Source organism: Bradyrhizobium sp. 26S5 (genome assembly GCF_036923295.1).
GTDB classification, from domain to species: domain Bacteria; phylum Pseudomonadota; class Alphaproteobacteria; order Rhizobiales; family Xanthobacteraceae; genus Bradyrhizobium; species Bradyrhizobium septentrionale.
In genome coordinates, this window is sequence record NZ_CP145948.1 from 6,873,991 (window position 1) to 6,892,477 (window position 18,487).

23 protein-coding genes are annotated in these 18,487 nt (G+C 65.0%); 10 read left to right on the top strand and 13 right to left on the bottom strand.

Annotation, left to right across the window (positions count from 1 at the left end; genetic code table 11):
• The first annotated feature begins 1 nt into the window (after position 1).
• Genes V5279_RS32450 through V5279_RS32465 form a run of 4 tightly spaced genes read left to right on the top strand, consistent with a single transcriptional unit; the run spans position 2 to position 2,450 of the window.
• On the top strand, positions 2-595 hold the full coding sequence (locus V5279_RS32450; RefSeq protein WP_338691199.1) for a 3-phenylpropionate/cinnamic acid dioxygenase subunit beta: 594 nt from the start codon (positions 2-4) through the stop codon (positions 593-595).
• Between the two features lie 27 nt (positions 596-622).
• Positions 623-817, top strand: coding sequence for a hypothetical protein (locus V5279_RS32455; RefSeq protein ID WP_338691200.1), 195 nt, complete (start codon positions 623-625; stop codon positions 815-817).
• 23 nt (positions 818-840) lie between these two features.
• Positions 841-1,236: a hypothetical protein gene (locus tag V5279_RS32460; protein WP_338691201.1), complete on the top strand. Its 396-nt coding sequence runs from the start codon at positions 841-843 to the stop codon at positions 1,234-1,236.
• A 14-nt stretch (positions 1,237-1,250) separates the two neighbouring features.
• Positions 1,251-2,450, top strand: coding sequence for an FAD-dependent monooxygenase (locus V5279_RS32465; RefSeq protein ID WP_338691202.1), 1,200 nt, complete (start codon positions 1,251-1,253; stop codon positions 2,448-2,450).
• Positions 2,451-2,462: 12 nt separating this feature from the next.
• Here the strand turns inward: V5279_RS32465 and V5279_RS32470 are convergent, their stop codons facing one another.
• The 4 genes from V5279_RS32470 to V5279_RS32485 all read right to left on the bottom strand — a co-directional run bounded on the left by V5279_RS32470 (position 2,463) and on the right by V5279_RS32485 (position 4,860).
• Positions 2,463-2,750 (bottom strand): DUF3551 domain-containing protein, encoded by a 288-nt coding sequence (locus tag V5279_RS32470; protein WP_166305040.1) that lies wholly within the window; start codon positions 2,748-2,750, stop codon positions 2,463-2,465.
• Between the two features lie 119 nt (positions 2,751-2,869).
• On the bottom strand, positions 2,870-3,148 hold the full coding sequence (locus tag V5279_RS32475) for a DUF3551 domain-containing protein (RefSeq protein ID WP_338691204.1): 279 nt from the start codon (positions 3,146-3,148) through the stop codon (positions 2,870-2,872).
• Positions 3,149-3,184: 36 nt separating this feature from the next.
• On the bottom strand, positions 3,185-3,895 hold the full coding sequence (locus V5279_RS32480) for a hypothetical protein (protein ID WP_338691205.1): 711 nt from the start codon (positions 3,893-3,895) through the stop codon (positions 3,185-3,187).
• Positions 3,896-4,023: 128 nt separating this feature from the next.
• Positions 4,024-4,860, bottom strand: coding sequence for a hypothetical protein (locus V5279_RS32485; protein ID WP_029078817.1), 837 nt, complete (start codon positions 4,858-4,860; stop codon positions 4,024-4,026).
• Between the two features lie 229 nt (positions 4,861-5,089).
• Between V5279_RS32485 and V5279_RS32490 the strand changes: the two genes are divergently transcribed.
• The 3 genes from V5279_RS32490 (at position 5,090) to V5279_RS32500 (ending at position 7,815) form a co-directional block, all read left to right on the top strand.
• The gene (locus tag V5279_RS32490; protein WP_166215098.1) at positions 5,090-5,305 is read left to right on the top strand and encodes a hypothetical protein; all 216 of its coding nucleotides are present in this window, start codon (positions 5,090-5,092) and stop codon (positions 5,303-5,305) included.
• A gap of 153 nt (positions 5,306-5,458) precedes the next feature.
• A complete protein-coding gene (locus V5279_RS32495; RefSeq protein WP_338691207.1) occupies positions 5,459-6,247 on the top strand; it encodes an ATP-binding cassette domain-containing protein in 789 nt (262 codons plus the stop codon).
• Positions 6,244-7,815, top strand: a complete 1,572-nt coding sequence (locus tag V5279_RS32500; RefSeq protein ID WP_166305031.1) for a glycine betaine ABC transporter substrate-binding protein — start codon at positions 6,244-6,246, stop codon at positions 7,813-7,815. Before V5279_RS32495 ends, V5279_RS32500 begins: the two co-directional genes overlap by 4 nt.
• On the opposite strand, the gene V5279_RS32505 is transcribed toward V5279_RS32500, so the two are convergent.
• Positions 7,812-9,524, bottom strand: coding sequence for a sulfatase-like hydrolase/transferase (locus tag V5279_RS32505; RefSeq protein WP_338691209.1), 1,713 nt, complete (start codon positions 9,522-9,524; stop codon positions 7,812-7,814). The genes V5279_RS32500 and V5279_RS32505 overlap by 4 nt on opposite strands.
• A gap of 168 nt (positions 9,525-9,692) precedes the next feature.
• A complete protein-coding gene (locus tag V5279_RS32510) occupies positions 9,693-10,406 on the bottom strand; it encodes a TetR/AcrR family transcriptional regulator (RefSeq protein ID WP_338691210.1) in 714 nt (237 codons plus the stop codon).
• 110 nt (positions 10,407-10,516) lie between these two features.
• On the opposite strand from V5279_RS32510, the gene V5279_RS32515 reads away from it, so the two are divergent.
• Complete coding sequence (locus tag V5279_RS32515) at positions 10,517-11,137, top strand: hypothetical protein (RefSeq protein ID WP_338691211.1); 621 nt, start codon at positions 10,517-10,519, stop codon at positions 11,135-11,137.
• Positions 11,138-11,159: 22 nt separating this feature from the next.
• On the opposite strand, the gene V5279_RS32520 is transcribed toward V5279_RS32515, so the two are convergent.
• Complete coding sequence (locus V5279_RS32520; RefSeq protein ID WP_166305020.1) at positions 11,160-11,393, bottom strand: hypothetical protein; 234 nt, start codon at positions 11,391-11,393, stop codon at positions 11,160-11,162.
• A 28-nt stretch (positions 11,394-11,421) separates the two neighbouring features.
• On the bottom strand, positions 11,422-11,808 hold the full coding sequence (locus tag V5279_RS32525) for a lysozyme inhibitor LprI family protein (RefSeq protein ID WP_338691212.1): 387 nt from the start codon (positions 11,806-11,808) through the stop codon (positions 11,422-11,424).
• Positions 11,809-11,949: 141 nt separating this feature from the next.
• On the opposite strand from V5279_RS32525, the gene V5279_RS32530 reads away from it, so the two are divergent.
• Both V5279_RS32530 and V5279_RS32535 read left to right on the top strand, forming a co-directional pair.
• The gene (locus tag V5279_RS32530) at positions 11,950-12,969 is read left to right on the top strand and encodes an adenylate/guanylate cyclase domain-containing protein (protein WP_338691213.1); all 1,020 of its coding nucleotides are present in this window, start codon (positions 11,950-11,952) and stop codon (positions 12,967-12,969) included.
• A gap of 288 nt (positions 12,970-13,257) precedes the next feature.
• Entirely contained in the window at positions 13,258-14,364 is a 1,107-nt protein-coding gene (locus tag V5279_RS32535) for a DUF2336 domain-containing protein (protein WP_338691215.1), read from the top strand.
• 165 nt (positions 14,365-14,529) lie between these two features.
• Here the strand turns inward: V5279_RS32535 and ilvC are convergent, their stop codons facing one another.
• The 5 genes from ilvC to ilvN all read right to left on the bottom strand — a co-directional run bounded on the left by ilvC (position 14,530) and on the right by ilvN (position 18,471).
• The gene (gene ilvC / locus V5279_RS32540) at positions 14,530-15,549 is read right to left on the bottom strand and encodes a ketol-acid reductoisomerase (RefSeq protein ID WP_338691217.1); all 1,020 of its coding nucleotides are present in this window, start codon (positions 15,547-15,549) and stop codon (positions 14,530-14,532) included.
• 150 nt (positions 15,550-15,699) lie between these two features.
• Positions 15,700-16,308 carry a LysE family translocator gene (locus V5279_RS32545; protein ID WP_338691219.1) on the bottom strand — a complete coding sequence of 203 codons (609 nt, stop codon included), beginning with the start codon at positions 16,306-16,308 and terminating at the stop codon, positions 15,700-15,702.
• A gap of 7 nt (positions 16,309-16,315) precedes the next feature.
• Positions 16,316-17,194, bottom strand: a complete 879-nt coding sequence (locus tag V5279_RS32550; RefSeq protein ID WP_338691221.1) for an EamA family transporter — start codon at positions 17,192-17,194, stop codon at positions 16,316-16,318.
• Between the two features lie 35 nt (positions 17,195-17,229).
• Complete coding sequence (locus V5279_RS32555) at positions 17,230-17,925, bottom strand: class I SAM-dependent methyltransferase (RefSeq protein WP_166215076.1); 696 nt, start codon at positions 17,923-17,925, stop codon at positions 17,230-17,232.
• A gap of 3 nt (positions 17,926-17,928) precedes the next feature.
• The gene (gene ilvN, locus V5279_RS32560) at positions 17,929-18,471 is read right to left on the bottom strand and encodes an acetolactate synthase small subunit (protein WP_016841057.1); all 543 of its coding nucleotides are present in this window, start codon (positions 18,469-18,471) and stop codon (positions 17,929-17,931) included.
• Positions 18,472-18,487 lie beyond the last annotated feature (16 nt).

Sequence of the window (18,487 nt, forward strand, 5' to 3'; positions counted from 1 at the left end):
GATGACGACAACCGTTCAGGATCAGGACAGACAAGCGCAGGCTTCGAACGCCACGATCGAACGTTCGGCGGCCTACTACCGGCTGAAGGCCGATGTCGAGGATTTCTACTACCACGAGGCCGACCTGCTCGATGACCGGCGCTTCCGCGACTGGCTCGAGCTGCTCACTGAAGACATCAGCTATTTCATGCCGATCCGGCGCAATGTGAAGTTCGGCCAGCAGGCCGCACGCGAGAACACCAGACGCGGCGAAGGCATCAGCTGGTTCGACGAGGACAAGTGGACATTGACCAAGCGGGTCGAGCAGATCCTGACCGGCGTGCATTATGCCGAGGAGCCGCTGTCGCGGATCACGCACATGGTCAGCAATGTGCAGATCAAGGGCGCGCGACCGGATATCGACACCGCGCGCGAGCTCGATGTCACGAGCCGCTTCCTCGTCTACCAGAACCGCGTCGAGTACGAGACCTACATCTTCGTCGGCCGCCGCAACGACACGCTGCGCCTGACCGACCATGGCTGGAAGATCGCAAGGCGCGAGATATTGCTTGAACAGAACATCCTGCTGGCCAAGAATCTCACCACGTTCTTCTGAGCGAGGCCAAGGAAAGCAAGGGAAGCGATGATTGACGTGACGGCGATCAAGGTGGGGACGCGGCTGAAGCTGGAGGCGGGCGTCGTCGCCGAGGTGGTGGAGAACATGGACGATGGGCAATGGCTGCAGGTGCGCTATCTGGAATCCCCTGCCCGGCCCGGCGACGTCGGCATGGTCGAGCTGTGCCACGCCCAGGATGTCCTCAAGGTGCTCAGCGAGTAGCTCCGGCCAACGGACCAACCATCATGCTGCGATTTGAATACATGCCGAGCGATTTCAATCCGCTGTTCCTGTTCCTCGGCGAGGCCGCCGATCTCGCCGCGCTGGCAAAACTGTTGCGGCGCTTTGCCGAGAACCCGCAAACCATTGCTGTGGCGGAGCGGATTCCCGGCGCCATCTCGCGCAACGCGCTGGTACTGGTGCCTGCCGACGACGAATTCGGTATGCGCGATCTCGGCGGCGCCTTTGCCTGGAAGCTGACGGATTGGCAAGCGGTGCGGATCGCCGAGCGCATCGAGCTGCTGACATCAGAGGATAACAAGTCGGGCTCGGAAATCGTCGAGATCGGCAGCGAGGGCGAAATTCCGGTCAAGCTGTCGCGCGGCGAGTTCACCGACGACTTCCTGATCACGCGCAGATAACGGCGGCATGGCGCGTGAGTGAACAACGCACACCAAAAGTCCTGATTGCCGGCGCCGGGATCGGCGGCCTCACCGCGGGTTTGGCGCTGCTGCAGCGAGGTATCGAGGTCGAGATTTTCGAGCAGGCGTCCGAGCTGCGCGAGCTCGGCGCCGGCGTCCAGCTCAGCGCCAACGGCACCAGCGTTCTGATTGCGCTCGGCCTCGAGCAGGCGATGCAGGCGATCGCCTGCGAGCCATCCGGCAAGGAGATCAGGCTGTTCAGCACCGGGCGGACCTGGAAGCTGTTCGATCTCGGCGCCTCCTCGCGCGCGATCTATGGCGCACCCTACTGGATGGTGCATCGCGGTGACTTTCACCGCGTGCTGGTCGACGCGTTCAACGCACGCGCCCCTGGCAGGCTGCATCTCGACAGCCGCTGCGCCGGCTTTGACGAGGACGGCGACGGCATATGGCTGCGTCTCGCCAATGGCGCGCGCCACCGCGGCGACGTCGTGGTCGGCGCCGACGGCGTGCACTCCGAAATTCGCCGGCAGATCGGCGGTGACACCAAACCGTTCTTCTCGGGCGTGGCCGCCTGGCGCGGCCTGGTGCCGATGGCACGGCTGCCGGAAAGCCTCAGGCGCGACGTCGGCACCAACTGGGTCGGCCCGGGCGGCCACGTCATCACCTATCCGGTGCGCGGTGGCGAGCTGTTGAACTTCGTCGGCATCTTCGAGGGCGAGAGCTGGTCGGTCGAATCCTGGACCGAACGCGGCACGCGCGAGGCTTGCAGCGGTGCCTTTGCCGGATGGAATGGCGAAATCCACAGCATCATCGACAACCTCGATGTACCCTACAAATGGGCGCTGCTCGGCCGCGATCCGCTCGATCGCTTCGTCGCGGGGCGCGCCTGCGTGCTCGGCGACGCGGCGCATCCGACGCTGCCGTTCCTGGCCCAGGGCGCCAACATGGCGATCGAGGACGGCATGGTGCTGGCGCGCTGCCTCGAACGCTTCCCTCCCGAGGAGGGGCTGCAGCGCTACCAGGCCGCGCGGCTCGCGCGGACCAATACGATCGTGGTGAAGTCGGCCGAGAATGCCAAGCGCTTCCATAATCCGGCGCTCGCCGACGCCGAAGGCGCCGACGCCTATGTCTCGCGCGAATGGCAGCCGGACCGGGTGCGCGAGCGCTATGACTGGCTGTTCACCTACGATGCGCTGAACGTGCCGGTCTGACGGCGTCCCGCGTCAGTAAGCGCGATGATGCCGTCCGCGATGCGCCCGGCGCTTCGGGGGCGGTTGCGGGGCGAAAAACGGATTCACCGAGCACATTGCGCCACGGCCCGATGCGCTCGCCTGGCACTGCGGGATCGAGGTGAAGCTGCAATCGATGTAGTTTCCGCCGAACCGGCCGCCATAGACATGCATGCACACCGGATAGTTCGGATCGTAGGCCTGCCCGGCGGCAGGTCCGGCAAGCACACCACCAAAAGCGGCGACCGCACATGCGGCGATCGCGAACAGTTTCAGGCGCATCGGTCTCTCCTTGTCGTCCGGAAGGTTTCCACGCAACTGCCGGAGTGTGTCAACAGCACCGGCGAAGCGTCCGCCATACGGGCCGGCACGGGCGAACAATATGCCAGTGCCCGGACGCGCTACTCCGTGCGTTGGCGTTGCCCCTTCTTCGGCGCCGTTTTTGGACCCTTGTAGAAGGGATTGACCGAGCATGTCGCCGATCGCCCGGAGGCCGTTGCCTGGCACTGCGGAAGCGATGTGAAGCTGCAATCGATGTACTCGGGCGTCATCCTGCCCTCATAAACTTCCATGCACACCGGATAGTTCGGATCGTACCTTTGTGCGGCGGCGGGCCCGGCGATGCACACGCCAAGGACCGCGGTGACAAGCGCGGCGGCGACGGTGAATTTCATGCGCATCGCGTTCTCCTCACGCCTGATCCGGAGCGCCGGGCATTATCGCTGGCCGTCTGCCGGCTTGCTGTCGTCTTCGCCGAGACAGCGGATCATGAAGGCCGTCGTGTCCCGCGGCAGCACTTGCGCGGCGCGCGCCTTGAGACGGCATTCGAGCTGCGCGATCTGGCGCGCCCGTTGCCGTTCCGACGGCAGCGTTGATTGCCGCAACCGGCGCAGCGTCATCGGCGAGCCATCCGACTCGAAGCTCAGTTCGTACTTCTTGCCGTTCTGGTCGGTGGCGGCGCAGGTGATGGTGGACACCTGCCGCGTGATGAAGCTTCCGACCTGGCGGCAGGAACCCGTCGACATCTCGACCAGCGGCACCGGCAGGCCGTCGACGCGCGGGCGGTCACTCGACTTCAGCAGCATGCGGTCGACCGCAAGCTCGAACAGATTATCCTGGGTGCGCTCGGTGCTCTCGCCGGAGAACGAGATGATGTGGCTCTTGTCGGCGGGATCGTCGAGCACCACGGTGAATTCGGAACGGCCGCGCAGGGTGTGGAAATAGGCCACCGCCTTGCAACTGTAGCTGCGGCCCGCGACGGTGACATTGCGGCAGGTGCCCGACATCAGCGCATACAGGTCGACATCGTAGACCGGCCCGGCGGCAACAGCGAGCGCAGGCCGGCAGACAATGGCGATCGCAATTAGTTGAGCGAAACGGGAGATCATGCTGAAACGGTCGAAAACGCGGTCGTTGGAGAAGTCCATGGCGCAAAGTCGCTGATTTCCACGGACTGTGCAACGATGAAGCAGGCCTAAATGTGGAGACTCCGCGAACGGTCGGGGAACGGAAGCGCGATCCGTGCTGAAAGGCCGCGGCCCGCGTGCGCCTGGCGTCAGATCTGCGGGCCGGACAGCGTGACCTCGCGCTCGGCGCGGAACACGTTGCTGTAGAGGTTCGCGATCCACTGGCGGCCGCTTGCCGTCATGTTCAGGCAGTTGATGGCGCCCTGGATGTGCGGCGCAACCATATTCCAGTAAAATTGCGGATAGCGGTCGACGATATCGGCCGGCGATTCATAGCCGAGCTGACGGTTGATGCCGACTTCCTCGAACTCGTGATAAAGCGCGTTGGCCTTCCTGATGTAGTTGGGATCGCCGAGCTGTCCGATGAAATCGGCCGCCCGGACGATCGCCGCCTCATCGTCATACTGCTGGCCTTCGGGCGCCGGAAACCGCGTCCCCTCGATGTTGCGCGCGACGCGCTCGCGATCGAGCGGAAGCACGGCCTCGAGTCTATCAAGCACGTACAGCTTGGAGCGGTCGACATGATACGGCATCAGGCCCGCATCCGACGAGCCGCGCGGCAGCACCACCTTCTTGCCGGAGGCATCGATGACGTAGCCGTCCGGCCCATCGCCCTTCAGCAGGCCGCGTACATAGCCGATGTCGTGGGTCAGGCAGGCGATGATCGTGTGGGTGTAGTCCTCGGCGGTGACGTGGGTGTGCAGCGCGCGGCCGCGGATGATGTCGTGCCCGGCCAGCGTGACCAGCATCGTATGTTCGACATTGTGATACAGCGCATCGCTGTTGCCGATGCATTCCAGCGCGATGCGAGCGGCGGCCGGCAGCAGTTCGCCGAAGCGCGCCTGCGAAGCTCCAAAGGTGCGGCTCACATGCGTTGCGAGAAACTTCTCCAAAGCACCTGCCGCCAACTCAGGTAACGTCATCATCGATGCAGCCCCGACCGCGCAACGTCCCTCGCTGGCCCCGATCTCACGTCGTAGTTGGGCGGCAACTATAGCGTATCTGCGCGCGTGCGGCTACGCGCTGGCGGACGCGGTGATTCGCTCCAGCCGTACTTTCCCGGTCTAGCCGGGCGCGACGTCAAGGCTGCTGATAGTGGCATGAACCCTGCATGAGTCGGTACAGACCGGGTTAACCCCACCGATAAAGGCTATCATGCTCGTTACGCTCGTCGCCATCCTCTGCAATTCTCAGCTCTGTATGGAAAAGGTCGTTACCACCAGTGACCAATCCGGCATCACCATGGGGGCCTGCGCAGTGAATGCGCAAATCGGCATCGCCGACTGGCTCGCCAAGGGGCCGTATCACGAATGGCACCTGCAGAGTTACAAGTGCATCATGGGCAAGTACGTACCCAAGAACGAAGTGTGATGTATGCTCACAGCCCCCGAAGGGGCTGATCCACTTCAGTTGCCCGACTGGAACAGCCTGCGGGACCACGCGGCGCAGCTGCGCCTCAAGTCAAAGTCCGTTTTATGGGCTATCACTGTCGTTCACGATGGTGAGACATGAGGTTGCACTGGAATGCCCGCAACGCCGCTGATTGCCTACGCGCATGTCGGCAAGAGTTTTGACGATGGTCGCGTGGTGGCGGTCGACGACGTCTCGCTTGACGTAGCCGAGGGCGAATTCCTGGCTGTTGTCGGCGGCTCGGGCTCGGGCAAGACGACGCTGCTCCGGCTCGCCAACCGGCTGATCGAAGCCGATCGCGGCAACATCGCCGTTGAGGGCGAGGACGTCAGCCGCATCGACCCGATCCTGCTGCGGCGCCGCATCGGCTATGTCTTCCAGAGCGGCGGGCTGTTTCCGCATCTCACCGTCGCCGGCAATATCGGCATCACGCCAAAACTTCTCGGCTGGCCCAAGCCGGAGATCTCGGCCCGGATCGACGAACTGCTCGACCTCGTGCGGCTCGACCGCTCACAATATCGCGACCGTCTGCCGCACGAGCTGTCCGGCGGCCAGCGGCAACGCATCGGCGTCGCGCGCGCGCTGGCTGCGAAGCCGCGCATCGTGCTGATGGACGAGCCGTTCGGCGCGCTCGATCCGCTGACCCGCGACGCGCTCGGCGACGACTATCGAACCCTGCACCGTGAGCTCGGCCTGACCACGGTCATGATCACCCACGACATGACCGAGGCGTTGCTGCTTGCCGATCGTGTCGCGGTGATGCACGGCGGCAGGCTGCTTGCGCTGGGCACGCCGGCTGAGCTCACGGCCAGCACCGATGGCTATGTCGGCGAACTCTTGCGCACGCCGCGGCGACAGGCCGAGCGGTTGGGCGCATTGCTGCCGCGGGACGGCGCGGCATGAGCCTGTCAGCCGATCCGCGCTGGAGCGAGGCGCTTGTCCACCTGCCCGATTATCTCGGCAATCATGTGCGGGTCAGCGTCGCCGCGCTGGCGCTCGGACTTCTGATCAGCCTGCCGCTCGCGATCATCGCCCGCAACCGGCCGGTGCTGCGCACCGCCCTGCTCGGGCTTGCCAGCATCGTGCAGACCGTGCCCGGTCTTGCGCTGCTTGCGCTGTTCTATCCGCTGCTGCTGGCGCTCGCCGCGCTGACGGCGGCGTGGCTCGGCTTCAGCTTTTCCGCCTTCGGCTTTCTGCCCGCGGTGCTGGCGCTCGCGCTCTATTCGATGCTGCCGGTGTTGCGCAACACCATCACAGGACTGTCGGGCGTCGACCCCGCCGTGTTGGAGGCCGCCCAGGGCGTCGGCATGACGCCGCGGCAATCGCTCACCATGGTCGAGCTGCCTCTGGCGCTGCCGGTGATGATGGCGGGCATCCGCACCGCGGCGGTGTGGGTGATCGGCACCGCGACGCTGTCGACGCCAATCGGCCAGACCAGCCTCGGCAATTACATCTTCGCAGGCCTGCAGACCCAGAACTGGGTATTCGTGCTGTTCGGCTGCTTCGCCGCGGCCGTGCTCGCGCTGGTGGTCGACCAGTTGCTGGCGCTGATCGAGAACGGCCTGCGCAACCGGAGCCGGATCCGGACCGCGCTCGGCGGGCTCGGCATCGCCGCCCTGATCGCGGCAACGCTGGTCCCGGCGATCGCGCGTCCACATGCGCGCTACGTCGTCGGCGCCAAGACCTTCACCGAGCAATATGTGCTGTCGGCATTGATCGCGCAGCGGCTGCAAGCCGCCGGCCTTTCGGCCACGACCCGCGCCGGCCTCGGCTCCAACGTGATCTTCGACGCGCTCGCATCCGGCGATATCGATGTCTACATCGACTATTCCGGCACGCTGTGGGCCAACCAGTTCCACCATACCGATATCAAGCCGCGCGCCGAGCTGCTGGGCGAGCTCAAGACGACGCTGGCGAAGCAGGACATCACGCTGTTCGGCGAGCTCGGCTTCGAGAATGCCTATGCGCTGGTGATGCCGCGCAAACGCGCCGACGCATTGGGCATCCGTTCGATCGCCGACCTGGCGTCGCGCGCCCCGACGATGTCGATCGCCGGCGACTATGAGTTCTTCTCGCGGCCGGAATGGGCCGGCATCCAGAAGGCCTACGGCCTGACGTTCCGCGGCCAGCGCCAGATGCAGCCGGATTTCATGTACGCCGCCGTTGCCTCCGGCGAGGTCGACGTCATCGCCGGCTACACCAGCGACGGGCTGATCGCGAAATACGACCTGGTCACGCTCTCGGACGACAGGCACGCCATTCCGCCCTATGACGCGATCGTGCTGCTGTCGCCAAAGCGGCGCGACGACGAGGCATTCAAGGCCGCGCTGCGGCCGCTGCTCGGCAAGATCGGCATCGCCGAGATGCGCGAGGCCAACCTGCGCGCGTCGGGCAATGATGCATCATCGTCGCCCGACATCGTGGCGCGCTGGCTGTGGGAGAAGGTCGGGGGAAAATCGCAGGATCGCTAAAGTCCCTTGATGATCCCGGCGTCGATCAACATGCGATTGAAGCGGCGCGCTTCCGCGCCGTCCTTGCAGGAATAGAACGCGCCGTTGCAGCGAAGCATGATGGCCTTCTGCTCCTCGAACGACGGATCGAGCGGAATGCCCGCGGCCTCCTGGATCACCAGCGGCAGATAGGCGGCATCGATCGTGTCCATCACCGCCGGGCTCTTCACCGGTTCGAAGTTGACGGCATCGATCGCATAATATGTCGCGTAGTAGCGCGGATCGTAATCCATCAGCTTCTTGCCGATGCCGGCCTCGTCGAGCTTGGGATCGAGCAGCTGCGGCGAGAACTCCGGCTGATGATCGCCATAGCGCACGATCAGGAACGGCTGCGCCGGAAACTTCTTCTTCAGCGCCGCGACGAAGCCGGCATAGTCGCCGGCGCTCATCGCCTGCCGGCGCAGATATTCGTCGACCGACTGCGTGTTGCCCGGCCGCTTCCAGGCCGGCAGCAGGTCCGGCCGGAACTTGGTCTCCCACGGGAAATGGTTGGCGGCGAGATAGACGAAGGTGAACAGCGGCGTGGTCGATGTCTTCTGCTCCGCCATCAGCTTCAGCGCCTTGTCGTAGAAGAAGCTGTCGGGCTCGACGTCCTTGGCATGCAGATCATGCGCGTCGTAGAATTGCTGGATGCCGGTCGTGGTCTGGAAGTTGCGCGCGCTCATGAAGGCGCCGAACGCCGGATACAGCGAGAGCGTCTCGTAGCCGCAGCGGCGCAGCGCCAGCGGCAGGCCGCGCGCGACCCGGCCGGATGCGATGCGGGTGACGAAATAGGAGAACCGGCCGAACGAGCGCGACGACAATCCCGCCAGCACGTTGTACTCGGTGAACCAGCTCGGCCCGCCATTGCTCTCGGCGAGGAATTTGCGCTCGACGCCGTCATAGGACTTGAACTGGCTGCCATAGCCCGGCGGCACCTTGATGCCGGAGGCGGCACGGATGTCGAAGCTCGATTCATCATGGATCATGATGATGTTCGGCCGTCGCCCGGCGGGATGGCAGGCGTCGACCAGCGGCACCTTGAGCTGCTCGCTCGCGGTTGGATCCGACTCCATGAAGCCGTAGGCGACGAAGTCGGACACCGCGGTCACGCCGGAGCGCGCGAATTTCGACAGATAGCCGTCGTCGTAATAGCCGCGCCAGGCTTCATCGGGCCAGGCGAAGGCATAGCCGGAGAGCGCCGCGGTGCAGGCCAGGCAGGCGGCCGCGGCCGGCAGGCGGCGGATGCGGAACGGATCGAGCCACCACAACGCGTACATCAAAGGCAGCGTGACGAGGCCGGCGCCGATGATCGACCAGCGCAGGTTCGGAAAAATCGTGAGCAGGAACGCCGCGGTGTCGCGATCGATCACCATCAGGTCGACGAAGTTCGCGGTCATCTGCACCACGTCGTGCTTGAACCGCGACAGCAGCACCAGCACCACGACCAGCGTCAGCGACAGCGCGCCCGACAGCGCCGGCCGGCGCAGCAGCGCGATGAACACGAAGTTGAGAATTCCCCAGGTGAGCAGGAAGCAGAACCGCGAGCCGAAATCGGTCTCGGTCCGCAGCATCAGGATCAGCGCGCCGAGATGCGGCGCGGCGACCGCCATCAACCGCCAGATGCCGAGCGCAGCGAGACCGCCGGCGAGCGCGGCAACCGAAGAGTTTTGCTGAGGCGCGGGCGCCATGGGCGGGACGCAATACAACCCGGCGCAATGGCACGGCCTTGGCTGGCAATGGCCAGGAGGCACACCGCACAGCCGGTGTCTGCGCCGTGTCACAAAATCGTAATTGAATCGTCATGAACGCGCAATGAATTTGCCCGCCCCGGAGTGCCGCAGCAGGCAGCGCGCGCCTTAGACCTTGGCCGCAGGCGCCGCGCTCCCCGCGATGCCGGCAATGAAGAGATCGACGATGTCAGCGGCCATCTGTTCGACCTCTGTTTCGCCGACGCCCCAGCGCGGCAAGTGACCGTCGATGCGCATCCGCGCAAAGCCATAGACCAGCGCGCGGCCGGCGATCTGGACCTGCTTCAGATCGCGCGCGGCGAGCTGACCGGCCGCAAATGCCTCGGCCAGCGTGCGCTCGGTCAAGCCGATCAGCTCGGCATTGTCGCTGGAGACGCCGGCCGAGCGGTCGTGGTCGAAGAAGCGGCGGCTCGAGATGATCTCGAAATGGGTCGGGTTCTTCATCGCCCAGCGCAGATAGGCGATCCCGAGGCAGCGGAAGCGGCCGAGCGGATCGTCCGGCGGCGTCTCGGCCAGCGCGGCCCCGATCTCGGCGCGGAAGCGGCGCTGCGCCTCCTCCGCCACCGCCTTCATCAGGGCGTCCCGGCTCGGGAAATGCCGGAACGGTGCCCCCGGCGAGACCCCGGCCCGGCGGGCGGCCTCGCGCACGCTGACCGCCTCCGGCCCGCCCTCGCCGACCAGTTGCATGGCGGCATCGATCAGGACCCGGCGGAGGTCGCCGTGGTGGTAGGGCTTGGCCGCCGGTGCCCGCGCTGGACGCGGCTTGGACGACCGGCGTCCGGCAGGCTGGCTGCTGGGGGATCTCTTGGCGGGACGGCGCATGGCGCACCTCTAGCATCACCCGCTTGTGAATGTAAGCACCGATTACACAGATTGACCTGCCGCACCCGCGATATGTAACTGGTGATTACATCAACAGCGGGAGGCGGGATATGGCGACGGGTCGAAACTGGTTCGAAGGCTGGCGGCTGTTCGGCCTGCTCACGCTGACCCTGATCGGGCTTTCGATCTGGATCGCCGCGATGCGGCAGTTCGAGGTCGAGGGCGTGCGGATGGTGATCCGCTTCACGGCGCGGACCTCGCTGCTGTTGTTCTGCCTCGCCTTCTCGGCCGCCGCGCTGGCGCGGCTCTGGCCGAACGCCTGGACGCACTGGCAGCGCCGCAATCGCCGTTACCTCGGCGTCACCTTCGCGGCCTCACACGCCATCCATGCGGTCGCGATCGCCGCGTTCGCGGTGCTCGATCCGGCAGGCTTCGCGGCCGCGAGCTCGGTGGTGTCGTACGTCTTCGGCGGCATCGGCTATGTCGTCATCATCGCGCTGACCGCGACCTCTTTCGATCGCACGGCTGCGATGCTGGGCCCGCGCGCCTGGCGCACGCTGCACCTGGTCGGCGGCTATTATCTGCTGCTGCAGTTCATGGTCTCGTTCGGCAAGCGGATTCCGGAGATGCCGCTTTACGCGCTGTTCCTGGTGCCGCTTGCCGTCGTGTTCGCGCTCAGGATGATCAGCATGGCCGCGCGGCCCGCGCCACGCCGGGCGTCGGCGAACTGAGGCACGACCGGATCAGGTCCCCTCACACAAGGTGAAACTGGCGGCCAAGCCGGCGATGCACCGACAGCACCGCGCGATCGACGTCGCTGATCAAGCTGTCGCCGAGCACGACGTTCGGAATCTCCCAATTGCGCCCGATCTGCGCATCGGGCAGCGCGGCGACCGCCGGCACGCGCGCGGTCTCGCAGCCGGGCTGGGCGCGCAGCGCGTCCTCCGCGAGCTGGGTCAGTTCGTCCTGGCTTTTTCCGTCGGTCATGATCGCGGTCGTGACACCGGAACATGCCTCACTGATGGCCAAGATTCTCCAGTTCCTTGGCCCGGGTCTCGGTCATGCTGCGCATGCATTCGCCGGCATCGAGGCGGGCGATGGTGCCCTCGCCGAGGTCGTAATACAGGCAATTGGCGTCACGGTACTGGATCCACAGCCGTTGCGCGGTGCGGAGCTGTTCGCGCTGCTTGTCGCCGGCGGCATCCTTCAGCGCCTGCTGATAGGCGACGTTCATCCGTTTGTCCCACTGCGCGGTCTTGGCCTTCAGGCATTCGACCATCTGGTAGGTGTTGCCGTCGCAGGACGGCTCGGGATCACCCTGGTCGCCGGCATGAGCCGCCGCTGCGAGGGCGGTGACGAACACGGCCGTGAGCAGAGGCCTTAGCTTAAACACCGTTTTCATGCCGCCGTCCCTTTCCGATCGATCCCCGCCATCGAACCATACATTAGTGCCGCTGCAGCGTATCCCGTTCACCCCCGACCGCGCCGTGCAACCGCTAGCCTTCCCGATCCGCGCAGGATATTTCATGGATGTGGAGGGACCATGCGGCGCGCGGTGACGCCTGCGATCGTTCTGGCCGTGTTCGGTCTGCTCGTCGGCGGACTGTTTCGCTACGCCTTCGATGAATCCGACGAGGCCTCGGTCGCGAACTATTCGCGCAGCGGCCTCGAGGGCGCCGCCATCTCCCTGATCGTCTGGGCGTCGCATCTCTATCTGGTCGCGCGCGGCGGCTGGCTGCGGCGGCGGCCGCTCATTGTCGAGTTGATCGGCCGCTCCGTGATCCTGGCCGCCATCGTCGCAGTCGCCGCGATCGTGCTGGAGATCGTTCTGTACGGGCATGGGCTCGAGGCGAAGTGGATTCGCGACACCTTCCTGAAGATCATCGGCGTCGGCCTCTTGATGTCGATCCCGATCACGACGATCTACGAGTTGGTCCGGATGATCGGCGGTCGGACGCTGCTCAATGTCGTGCTCGGGCGCTACCGCCGACCGGTGCGCGAGGAGCGCGTGCTGCTGTTTCTCGACCTGGTCGGCTCGACGTCGCTGGCGGAGGCGATGGGCGAACTGCGCGTGCAGGAGCTCTTGACGCGCTTCTTCTTCGACATCGACGACGCGATCGTGGCGCATGGCGGCGAGGTGCATGCCTATGTCGGCGACGAGGTCATCGTGACATGGCCGGCCGGTGCGGACGAGACATCGCGGCGCTATCTCGACTGCGTGTTCGCGATCGAGGACCGCTTGGCCAGGCGGGCCGATCACTATCGCAAGGAGTTCGGCGTGGTGCCCGCATTTCGGGCCGGAATGCATGCCGGTCCGGTCGTGATCGGCGAATGCGGGGACTCGCGGCGGCAGATCGCCTATTTCGGCGACACCGTGAACGTCACGGCGCGGCTGCAGGCGCATTGCAAGGAGGCCGGCCGGCCGCTGCTGATCTCGGGCGAGTTGCTTCGCCTGCTGCCTTCGGAACAGGATTTCGTCATCGAGCCGCTCGGCTGGACGCAATTGCGCGGGCGCGCCGCATCGATCGACATCTTTGCCGTCGCGCGGCGTGCGTCGTCCTAAATAATCTCTTAATGCGCATTAGAGCGCTTTCGAGCGAAGTGGGCACCGGTTCGCGTGAAGAAAACGCGTCATAACAAGAAGCCAGAGCTTCGGTTCTGATTCAATCAGAACCGAAGCTCTAGCTCCGACGGCTCCGTCGAAAGCGTAAATTGCATCGTGTCCGGTCGCGCCCTGTTAAGGATGCGATGCACCCGTATTTGCACCGGGTTCCACCTTAACGCACGTGTAAGACCGCGCCCTGCATGGTGCAGATCAGGTGTCATTCAACAAAAACAAGGTTGCCCATCGATGGCGCAACAGGCGTCACAATCGATTATTGCCGAACTCGAAGATGCGGTCAGGGACGGGACATCCGCCAAGCGCGTGCAGACGCTGCGGCAGGTCACCGATCTGTTCCTGAACGACGGCGACCGCCTCAACGATGAACAGGTCAAGGTGTTCGACGACGTGCTCTGCCTGCTCGTCGCGCGCGTAGAGACGCGGGCGCGGGCCGAGCTCAGCAAGCGGCTCGCACCGCTCGACTACGCGCCGTTTGAGGTGATTCAGCACCTCGCCTGGGACGACGACATCGGCGTCGCGGGCGACGTACTGACCCACTCCAGCCGCCTCTCAAGCGACGCACTGCGCGAGATCGCGAGCAGCAAGGGACAGGATCATCTGTTCGCGATCTCGGCGCGGGAAAACCTGCCCGCCTCCGTCACCGACGTGATCATCGACCGCGGCGAAGACAGAGTGATCCGGCGGCTCGCCAACAACGCCGGCGCGCAGTTCTCGGACAACGGCTATTCCTCGATCGTCGCCCGCGCCGCAGGCGATGACGAGCTGGTCGAGATCCTCGGGCTGCGCATCGACATTCCAGCCAAGCTGCTGCGCGACCTGCTGCAGCGCGCCAAGGATACGGTGCGCGCCCGCCTGCTCGCGATCGCGTCGCCCAGGGCGCGCGAGGAAATCAGCCGGGTGCTGAACGACATCGCGCAGGAAGAGGCCGCTGCTCCGCGCCGCAACTACGGCATCGCCGAAGAGCTGGTCAAGCTGATGAAGCAGCTGAACGAGCTCGATGACGCGGCCGTCTACAAGTTCGCCGAATCCGGCAAGTTCGACGAGGTCACGGTCGCGCTCGCCGTGCTCAACGACATGCCGATCGCGATGATCGAACGCCTGATGCTCGGGCTGCGCTCTGACCTGATCCTGATCCCGTGCCGTTCGGCACGGCTGAACTGGCCGACGGTCGAAAGCATCCTGCGCAAGCGGCCGCTGCCGCATTCGATCGACAACGCAACGCTCGAGATCGCACAGCGCGATTACCGGCGGCTGTCGCTGGAGACCGCACAGCGCACCGTGCGGTTCTGGCAGCTGCACAACAGGATCGAGAAGCAGCCGATCGCGGCGGGTTAACTGCCGCTACGTCGTCGTGACAACGAAAAAGGGTGGGCAACGCGTTTGCCCACCCTTTTTGATTTGATGCGTAGGGTGGGTTAGCCGAAGGCGTAACCCACCATGCCGAGGCGAAGCAGCGGCGGGTTACGCTTCGCTAACCCGCCCTAAGTTCGCGTCCAGCGCTTAGTTCTTGGTCTTGTCGACCAGCGCGCCCTTCTTGATCCAGGGCATCATGTCGCGCAGCTTGGCGCCGACTTCCTCGATCGGGTGCTGGGCGAGCTTGGCGCGGGTCGCCTTGAACGAGGTCTGGTTGACCTTGTTCTCCAGCATCCAGTCGCGGGCGAACTTGCCGCCCTGGATGTCGGCGAGCACGCGCTTCATCTCCGCCTTGGTCTCGGCCGTGACGATGCGCGGACCGGTGACGTACTCGCCAAATTCGGCGGTGTTGGAGATCGAGTAGTTCATGTTGGCGATGCCGCCTTCATAGATCAGGTCGACGATCAGCTTCACTTCGTGCAGGCACTCGAAATAGGCCATCTCGGGCGCGTAGCCGGCCTCGACCAGCGTCTCGTAGCCGCCCTTGATCAGCTCGACCAGGCCGCCGCAGAGCACCACCTGCTCGCCGAACAGGTCGGTCTCGCACTCTTCCTTGAAGGTGGTCTCGATGATGCCGGCGCGGCCGCCGCCGATCGCCGAGGCGTAGCTGAGGCCGAGGTCATGGGCGTTGCCCGACGAATCCTTGGCGATCGCGATCAGGCAGGGCACGCCGCCGCCGCGCTGATATTCCGAGCGCACGGTGTGGCCGGGGCCCTTCGGCGCGATCATCAGCACGTCGAGGTCGGCGCGCGGATCGAGCAGGTTGAAGTGCACGTTGAGGCCGTGGGCGAACACGAGCGCCGCGCCCTTCTTCATGTTGTCGTGCAGGTGCTCACGATAGATGTCGCCCTGCAGCTCGTCCGGGGTCAGCATCATCACGAGGTCGGCCCACTTGGCGGCCTCGGCGACTTCCATCACCTTGAAGCCGGCGGCTTCCGCCTTCTTGGCCGAGGCCGAGCCCTTGCGCAACGCAATGGCGACTTCCTTGACGCCGGAATCCTTCAGGTTCAGCGCGTGGGCGTGGCCCTGGCTGCCATAGCCGACGATAACAACCTTTTTGCCCTTGATCAGGTTCAGGTCGGCATCGCGATCGTAGTAAACTCGCATCGTGGTTTCCTCGTTTGAAGGGGGCCAAAATCGGCCGATGAATCAGGCTTTCGGAAGGTCAGAACCGCCGGGCGCCCGCGAATTTCCGGCGTTGTCTAGAGCATTTTCCCCCTCAGGGGAAACCCCCATCTCGCATGGCGCGGTGCGGCATCATGCGTCCATGAAGACCGGGTAGAGCGAGGCCATCAGCAGGATGGCCATGACGACGTTGAAGGCACGGATCGCCCGGGGCGAGGTCAGGATCGGCCGCAGCGCGGTGCCGAACAAGGCCCAGACGATGCAGGACATCGTCCCCAGGATCAGGCTCAGGCCGACCTGGATCGCGATGTTCCACGGAAAGGCAGCGATCGCCGCATAGGCCGTGATGGTGCCGATCACCATCACCCAGCCCTTGGCATTGATCCACTGGAACATGGCCGCGCCCCAGAACGTCATCGGGCCGCGGCCGCCCTTGTCGTCCTTGTCCGCCGAGGGCGGCTCGGCCATGGCGATGACGGCGGCGAGATAGACCAGGTAGGCCACGCCGCCATATTTCAGGATCGTCTGCAGCACCGGATAGGCGAGGAAGACCGCCCCTAACCCGACCCCGACCGCCCCGACCATGAAGGCGAAGCCGACCGTGATGCCGACGATGTGCGGCACGGTGCGGCGGAAGCCATAGGTCAGCCCCGACGACAGCAGCATGATGTTGTTGGGGCCCGGCGTGAAGAACATCACGACCGCGAACACGACAAAGGCGAACAGCAGCGAATTCGACATTGTGCCCTCACGCGACTTTCGGCAGAGTTTTTGGCCGTTTCGACAGCAGCATCACGGCGATGCCGGCGATGACAGTGACCATGCCGGCCAGCCGCAGCGGCCCGAACTTCTCGCCGAACACGACGCTGGAGGCGGCGGAGCCGACGAACGGCACCAGCAGCGCGAACGGCACCACCTGCGCCGCCGGATAATCCCGCAGCAGCCGGCCCCAAAGCCAGTAGGCGATGCTGGTGGAAATGGCGCCGACAAACAGCATCGAGACAATGCCGGCCGGCGACAGATGCGACAGCGACTGCCAGATCGGCTTCGCGCCCAGCGTCAGCAGCGACAGGCCGAACAACGGGACCGCCGCGCACAGGCACAGCCATGCGAACAGATCGAACATCCGCGCGCCCTGCGCCGGCCGCAGCAGCAGGTTTCCGATTGCGAACGAGACCGGCGAGATCATCAGGATGGCAAAGGCGGTGACGCTGAAATCGTAGCCGACGGTGCCGCAGATCATCAGCAGGCCGATCGCGGCGATGGCGATGCCGACGGTCTGCGGCCGCGACGGCAATTCGCCGAACAGCAGCGCGGCAAAGCCGATGGTGAACAGCGCCTGGCTCTGCACGATCACGCTGGTGAGCCCGACCGGCACGCCATGGGCGATTGCGATCGACTGCGCAAGGAATTGGCCGAGGAACAAGGTGAGGCTGATTCCGATCAGGAGCGGCCACGAGACCTGGCGCGGCTTGCGCAGCAACAGGCACGGCAGGGCCGCGATGCCGAAGCGCAGCGCCGTCATCAATTCGGGCGGCAGCTCATCGAGCGCGATCCGGCTTGCCACGAACGCAAGTCCCCAGATCACCGCGACCATGACGGCGATGCCAACATCGGCCGGCTTCATTGTTGTTCTTCTTTTGCTTCCGTTACGGTCGGGATCTAGATTTGTTGGTCCGGCATCGGTTTGCGCAGCAGGTAGGTACCGTGCAGCGGCGCGTGGTAATCGACGGAGACCAGCGTGAAACCGGTCTCGGTCAGCATGCGCTCCATCACCCAGCCGAAGGTCGAGTATTCGTCGCGCATGTGGGTGATCACGCTTTCGCGCTCGAAATCGTGATTCTTGATCGAGAAATCGGCCCACCCTTCGACATCGCGATCGACGCCGTCGGGCATGCTGACGAACACCATGTCGCGCAGATAGAAGTTCGCGCCGGGCTTCAGGGCGTTGAAGATCCGCGACAGCGCCACCGCCTTCCAAAAGTCGGGCAAATGATGCAGCGTGAACTCGCTGACGATCAGGTCGTAGGAATTCGGCTGATATGCGAACGACAGCAGGCCGGCCGGCTGGGTCCGGATCTTCGCCTTGCGGTCGCGCGCATAGATTTCGGCGAGCCCGATCATCGCGGGCGAGATGTCGATGGCGTCGACCTCGGCGCCCAGCAGCGCCGCCTCGGTCGCCAGCACCCCGTTGCCGCAGCCGATATCGGCGATCCGCCAGCCCGGCTTGGCGCCGAGCATGGTCAGCGCCTGACGGGCACGGACGTCGCTGTCCTCGCTGACGTCATAGATCGAGGCCACCGCGGTATCGAGACCGACCTGCCGCCGTTGGGTGTAGTACCAGTCGCGCGCCAGCATGATTCACATCCCTTCCGGCCCGCGCGTGATCGCGGCCACCCCGGTTCGTGACACCTCGACCAGCCCCAGCGGGCGCATCAGGTCGATGAACTGACTGATCTTGGACGAGTTGCCCGTGATCTCGAACACGAAGCTCTCGGTCGTGGCATCGATCACCCGGGCGCGGAACGCGTCCGCCAGCCGCAGCGCCTCGACGCGGTGATCGCCACCGCCCCTCACCTTGACCATCGCAAGTTCGCGCTCGATCGAGCTGCCGGTCAGCGTCATGTCGACGACGCGGTAGACCGGAATCATGCGGTCGAGTTGATGCTTGATCTGCTGGATCACCATCGGCGTACCCGTGGTGACGATCGTGATCCGCGAGAGGTGCTTCTGGCTCTCGGTCTCCGAGACGGTAAGGCTCTCGATGTTGTAGCCGCGGCCGGAGAACAGCCCGATCACGCGCGCGAGCACGCCGGGCTCGTTCTGCACGAGCACCGACAGCGTGTGCGTCTCGTTGGGATCGTGGCGCTCTTCGAGGAAGTAGGCGGATGCGGGCTGGTTCATGGTCGTCCCCTTACAT